We start from the raw sequence: 5,198 nt of genomic DNA, 5'->3' as shown, positions 1-5,198 counted from the left end.
ACATGCGCGCGCGCCGCAATCTCGGGAACGACGCCGCCGAAGGGCGCATGATCCTCTTCCTGCCCCGCGACGCGATGCGCAAGGATGCGCCGGTCGCTGTCGACGAGCGCCGCTGCGGTTTCGTCGCAGCTCGATTCGAGGCCGAGGATCAGAGTCATATTGTTGCGCGCCCCTTTACGCGCCCCTTGGCGGGCAGGGCAAGGGAGGCTAGCAGCACGGCATGGCTTCGATCCCGCTCCCGACCCCCGACACCCCCTTGCGCATCGGCACGCGCGCCTCGCCGCTGGCGATGGCGCAGGCGCATATGGCCGCAGCCGCGCTGACGGCGGCGCACGGGCTGGCGGCGGATGCGCTTGTCCTTGTGCCGATGACCGCGACCGGCGACCGCATCCAGGACCGCGCGCTCGCCGAGGTCGGCGGCAAGGCGCTGTGGACGCGCGAACTCGACGCGGCGCTCGACGTGGGGACGATCGATATCGCGGTCCACAGCCTGAAGGATGTCGAGACGCTGCGCGATTCGCGCTTCGCGCTCGTTGCGATGCTCGAACGCGCCGACCCGCGCGACCGGCTGGTGGTGCGCGAGGGGATCATGGCGACGACGATCTCTGCGCTGCCGACGGGCGCGCGGCTGGGGACGAGCAGCCCGCGCCGCGCCGCGCAGGTGAAACGGCTGCGCAGCGATATCGAGACGGTGCTGCTGCGCGGCAATGTCCAGACGCGGCTGGCGAAGCTGGCGGCGGGCGACGCCGATGCGACACTGCTTGCGGCGGCTGGGCTCGACCGGCTCGAGATGTTCGACATCGGCACGGTGCAGGAGGCCGCGACGCTGCTCCCCGCCGCGTCGCAGGGGGCGATCGGGATCGAGTGCCGCAGCGACGACGATGCCGTGCGCGCGCTGCTCGTGGCGGTCGACCATGGCCCGACGCACCGCGCGGTGATGGCCGAGCGCGACTTCCTCGCGGCGCTCGGCGGCGATTGCCGCTCGCCGGTGGCGGCGCATGCGCAGTTCCAGGACGATGGGGCGTTGCGGCTCGATGCCGAACTGTTTTCGGAGGACGGCGCGGCGCATGTCGTCGGCCATATCCTCGTTTCCGGGGCCGATTCGGCCGCGACGCTGGCGCACCGCCTGCTCGGCGAGGCACCCGACGCGGTGCGCCGCCTCTTTGCATGACCATGACGGTCGTCGTCACGCGGCCCGAGCCGGGCAATGCGGCGACGGTGGCGCGGGCCCGGGCGCTGGGGCTCGATGCCGAGGCGATGCCCTTGTTTGCGGCGCGGTCGCTCGCGTGGCGCGCGCCCGATGCGGGCGACTATGACGCCTTGCTGCTGACCAGCGCGCAGGCGGTGCGGCTGGCGGGCGACGAACTGGCGAGGCTCGCCTCGCTGCCCGTGCATGCCGTCGGTTTGGCGACCGCTGCAGCCGCCACCTCAGCCGGATTGACCGTCGCGGTCACCGGCAGCAGCGATGCGCAGGCGCTGGTCGACGCCATGACGTCATCGGAAAAACCCCGGATATTGTGGCTTTGCGGGCGCGATCGCAGCGATCTCGACGCCAAGGGCGCGCGGCTGGTCGCGCTGCCCTGCTACGCGGTCGAGCCCGTCGACCCGCCCGCTGGATGGGCGCGAATCTTCGATGGTCCTGCCATCCTCCTCGCCCATTCGGCGCGCGGCGCGGCGCGGATCGCGGCGCTGACCGAGGGGCGGCGCGGCGCATTGTCGCTCGTCGCGATCAGTCCCGCGGTGGCGAAAGCTGCGGGTGAGGGTTGGGCCTTCGTTACCGTTACGCCGACCCCCGACGACGCGGCAATGGTGACAGCGGCTTATGCTTTGTGCCAAAAGGCGCAAAAATAGGGTCGTTTGAAAGAGGCATATGGCAATCGAAAGCAGCGAGACCCCCGTCCATTTGGGCGCGGAGCCATCGAGCAAGGGGCCATCCTTCCGCAGCCTGGCGATCGCCGCGCTGCTGCTGTTGCTGATCGGCATCATCGGCGGCGGCTGGGCGATGAACCGCTGGCTCGCCGACGGCGGCACATTGCCGACGACCAAGGTCATCGAAACCGCGACCCCCGGCGGCACGCTTGCGGTGGCGGGGGCGGGCGAGGCTCCCGCGCCGGCAGCGGGAATCGCCGCGCTGCCGGCCGCGACCTCGGCCGAAGGCGCCGACACGCTGTCGGGGCGCGTCGCCGAACTCGAACAGCGCCTGTCGCGGATCACGCTCGAAGCCGCCTCGGCATCGGGCAATGCCTCGCGCGCCGAGGGGCTGCTCGTCGCCTTCGCGGTGCGCCGCGCGCTCGATCGCGGGCTGTCGCTCGGCTATCTCGACGCCCAGCTGCGGCTGCGTTTCGGCGACGACCAGCCCAATGCGGTCAAGACGATCATCGAAACTTCGCGCGACCCGATCACGCTCGAACAATTGCGCGCCGAACTCGACGCGATCGCTCCCGAACTGGTCGGGCGCAACAACGACAATGGCAGCCTGTGGACGGGTTTCCGCCGCGAAATGAGCGAATTGTTCGTCGTCCGCGCCGCCGGCACCCAGTCGCCGCGCGCGTCCGAACGGATCGAGCGCGCGCGCCGCTATCTCGCCAGCGGCATGGCCGACAAGGCGATCGCCGAGGTCGAGGCGATGCCCGGCGCGGCGAATGCGAGCGAATGGCTGATCGACGCGCGGCGCTATCACGAAGCGCGGCGCGCGCTTGACCTGATCGAGACCGCGGCGATATTGGAACCGCGCGACAGCCCCGCTGCCGCGATGGCCGGAAAAGCGCCGGCCGCGACCGCCCCCTAGCGCGCGTCCCGACCGGGGCGCTCGTGTGACAGAGAAAGCCCCGTTCCATGGCCCTCGCCGATCCGCAGCGCGTCGTCGCGCTCGACCCGCTCGATCCCCTGATGCTCGACGCGCAGCTGAGCGAGGAGGAGCGGATGATCCGCGACGCCGCGCGCGCCTATGCCGAGGGCGAATTGCTGCCGCGGGTGACCTCGGCCTTCCTCGACGAGCGCTTCGACCGCGAGATCATGTCGGAAATGGGCCAACTCGGCCTGCTCGGCGCGACGATCGACCCCGAATATGGCGGCGCGGGCCTCAGCTACGTCAGCTACGGCCTGATCGCACGCGAGGTCGAGCGGATCGATTCGGGGTACCGGTCGGCCTGTTCGGTGCAGAGCAGCCTCGTGATCCATCCGATCAACGCCTATGGCAGCGAGGAGCAGAAGCGCAAATATCTGCCTGGGCTGACCTCGGGCGAACTCGTCGGCTGTTTCGGGCTGACCGAGCCCGACGCGGGCAGCGACCCCGGCGGCATGCGCACCCGCGCCGAAAAGATCGAAGGCGGCTACCGGCTCAAGGGCGCGAAGATGTGGATCACCAATGCGCCGATCGCCGACGTTTTCGTCGTATGGGCCAAGTCCGACGCGCATGACGGCGCGATTCGCGGTTTCGTGCTCGAAACGGGGATGAAGGGCCTGTCGGCGCCGAAAATCGAGGGCAAGGTGAGCTTGCGCGCCTCGATCACCGGCGAGATCGTGATGGATAGCGTCGAAGTCGGCGAGGATGCGCTGCTGCCGCATGTCTCGGGGCTGAAGGGGCCGTTCGGCTGCCTCAACCGCGCGCGCTACGGCATCGGCTGGGGCGCGATGGGCGCGGCGGAGTTCTGCTACGAGGCGGCGCGCAATTATACGCTCGAGCGCAAGCAGTTCGGGCGTCCGCTCGCGGCGAACCAGATCGTGCAATTGAAGCTCGCGAACATGCTCACCGAAATCGCACTTGGCACGCAGGCGGCGCTGCGCGTCGGGCGGCTGATCGATGAGGGGCATGTCGCCCCCGACATGATCAGCTTTTTGAAGCGCAACAACTGCGGCAAGGCGCTCGATATCGCCCGTGTGGCGCGCGACATGCATGGCGGCAACGGCATTTCGGCCGACTATCATGTCATACGTCACGCGGTGAACCTCGAGACGGTGAACACCTATGAGGGCACGCACGACGTTCATGCGCTGATCCTCGGCCGCGCGATCACGGGCATCAGTGCCTTTGCCTAAGCCTCTAGAGGGCATCCGCGTCGTCGAACTGGCGCGGGTGCTCGCGGGGCCGTGGTGCGGGCAATTGCTCGCCGATCTGGGCGCCGAGGTGGTCAAGGTCGAGCGTCCGGGCAGCGGCGACGATACCCGGCTGTGGGGCCCGCCCTTTATCAAGGGCGCCGATGGCGAGAATCTCGGCGCGGCCTATTATCACAGTACCAATCGCGGCAAGTCGGGGGTGGCGATCGATATCGCGACGGCGACGGGACAGGCCGAGGTCCGCGCGCTGATCGCCGATGCCGATGTGGTGATCGAGAACTACAAGCTCGGGGGGCTTGCCAAATATGGGCTCGATCCCGCGACGCTGCGCGCCGATTTCCCGAATTTGATCGTCTGTTCGATTACCGGCTTCGGCCAGACCGGCCCCTATGCGCACCGCGCCGGCTATGATTTCATCATCCAGGCGATGGGCGGTGCGATGTCGCTGACCGGCGAGCCCGACGGCGCGCCGCAAAAGGCGGGGATCGCCTATGCCGACATCTTCACGGGGATGTATTCGACGGTCGCGATCCTCGCGGCGCTGCGACGCCGTGACGTCACAGGGGCGGGCGCGCATGTCGATATGGCGCTGCTCGATTGCCAGGTCGGCGTGCTCGCCAATCAGGCGGCGAACTATCTCGCGAGCGGGGTGTCGCCGAAGCGGATGGGCAACGGCCACGCCAATGTCGTGCCCTATCAGGCTTTCGCCACCATCGATGGCCAGCTTGTGATCGCGGTCGGCAACGACGGCCAATTCCGCAAGCTGTGCGCGGTGCTTGGCGAGCCGGGATGGGCCGAGGACGCGCGTTTTTCGACGAATGCGGCGCGGCTCGCGAACCGGGCCGAGCTGATCCCGCTGCTTGCGGCGAAGATCGCGACGTGGGAGGCGCAGCCGCTGTCGCTCGCGCTCGAGGCCGAGGATGTGCCCGCGGGGCCGATCAACGACCTCGCCGGGGTGTTCGCTGACCCGCAGGTGATCGCGCGCGGGATGCGCTTCCGGCCCGAGGGGGCTTTCGTCGATGGCGTGGCGAGTCCGATCGTGATCGACGGCGAACGGATGGTCGCGCCGGGCGGAGCGCCGGTGCTGGGCGGGTGATTTCGGGCGCTGGTTGCCGTTGAGTGATGCGCTGACAACCCCTTCC

5 protein-coding genes and 1 pseudogene are annotated in these 5,198 nt (G+C 69.1%); 5 read left to right on the top strand and 1 reads right to left on the bottom strand.

The features are described 5' to 3' along the window. Nucleotides 1-158, bottom strand: a pseudogene (locus tag B1A78_RS23225) (tRNA (adenosine(37)-N6)-threonylcarbamoyltransferase complex transferase subunit TsaD); the annotation flags it as partial. A gap of 62 nt (nt 159-220) precedes the next feature. On the opposite strand from B1A78_RS23225, the gene hemC reads away from it, so the two are divergent. The 5 genes from hemC to B1A78_RS20200 are packed head-to-tail and all read left to right on the top strand — an operon-like array spanning nt 221 to nt 5,152. After that, entirely contained in the window at nt 221-1,171 is a 951-nt protein-coding gene (hemC, locus tag B1A78_RS20220; protein ID WP_077148675.1) for a hydroxymethylbilane synthase, read from the top strand. Between the two features lie 2 nt (nt 1,172-1,173). Further along, nucleotides 1,174-1,851: a uroporphyrinogen-III synthase gene (locus B1A78_RS20215; protein ID WP_256839583.1), complete on the top strand. Its 678-nt coding sequence runs from the start codon at nt 1,174-1,176 to the stop codon at nt 1,849-1,851. Nucleotides 1,852-1,870: 19 nt separating this feature from the next. Further along, nucleotides 1,871-2,788, top strand: a complete 918-nt coding sequence (locus tag B1A78_RS20210; RefSeq protein WP_077148673.1) for a mitofilin family membrane protein — start codon at nt 1,871-1,873, stop codon at nt 2,786-2,788. Between the two features lie 47 nt (nt 2,789-2,835). Then, the gene (locus tag B1A78_RS20205; protein WP_077148672.1) at nt 2,836-4,038 is read left to right on the top strand and encodes an acyl-CoA dehydrogenase; all 1,203 of its coding nucleotides are present in this window, start codon (nt 2,836-2,838) and stop codon (nt 4,036-4,038) included. Continuing rightward, a complete protein-coding gene (locus B1A78_RS20200) occupies nt 4,031-5,152 on the top strand; it encodes a CaiB/BaiF CoA-transferase family protein (protein ID WP_077148671.1) in 1,122 nt (373 codons plus the stop codon). The genes B1A78_RS20205 and B1A78_RS20200 overlap by 8 nt, the downstream gene beginning before the upstream one ends. The last annotated feature ends 46 nt before the right edge of the window (nt 5,153-5,198 follow it).

Origin of the sequence: Sphingopyxis sp. KK2 (genome assembly GCF_001990265.1) — a bacterium.
Taxonomy (GTDB): Bacteria; Pseudomonadota; Alphaproteobacteria; order Sphingomonadales; family Sphingomonadaceae; genus Sphingopyxis.
Note: the sequence above shows the minus strand (reverse complement) of the source record. Positions and strands in the feature narration are given on the sequence as shown.

Coding starts and splice junctions, on each gene's coding strand:
- B1A78_RS20205 (WP_077148672.1), top strand. CDS start 2,836: ATGGCCCTCGCCGATCCGCAGCGCGTCGTCGCGCTCGACCCGCTCGAT.
- B1A78_RS20215 (WP_256839583.1), top strand. CDS start 1,174: ATGACGGTCGTCGTCACGCGGCCCGAGCCGGGCAATGCGGCGACGGTG.
- B1A78_RS20210 (WP_077148673.1), top strand. CDS start 1,871: ATGGCAATCGAAAGCAGCGAGACCCCCGTCCATTTGGGCGCGGAGCCA.
- hemC (WP_077148675.1), top strand. CDS start 221: ATGGCTTCGATCCCGCTCCCGACCCCCGACACCCCCTTGCGCATCGGC.